The sequence below is a fragment of the Komagataeibacter intermedius TF2 genome (assembly GCF_000964425.1).
Classification (GTDB): domain Bacteria; phylum Pseudomonadota; class Alphaproteobacteria; order Acetobacterales; family Acetobacteraceae; genus Komagataeibacter; species Komagataeibacter intermedius.
This window is the reverse complement of sequence record NZ_BANF01000889.1, coordinates 1-235: the sequence shown is the minus strand read 5'-3', so window position 1 is coordinate 235 and position 235 is coordinate 1. Positions and strand designations below refer to the sequence as shown.

Below are 235 nucleotides of genomic sequence, written 5' to 3'. Positions count from 1 at the left end.
CGGATTTCCAGAACGCTGCCGGTGGGTACCTCCATGTGGTAGGCGCCGATCCGGGCGGCGCAATGCGGCTGGCCGCGCAGGAATTTTATGCCCCTGCCGGTGCGAACTGCCTGCCGTGGACCAAAAACGCCCACAACGTGACGGCCACCGAGGTAAATATCGGCGTTGAACTGGCGCCACAGCGGTGCCCGGACATCCTGCTCGTCGACTTCGACCTGCACGGTGCAGCAGTCAT

The 235-nt window shown here is 63.8% G+C and carries 1 protein-coding gene; it reads left to right on the top strand.

The features are described 5' to 3' along the window. On the top strand, positions 1 to 235 hold a 235-nt coding region (locus tag B7449_RS22730), incomplete at both ends, for a hypothetical protein (protein WP_209426816.1).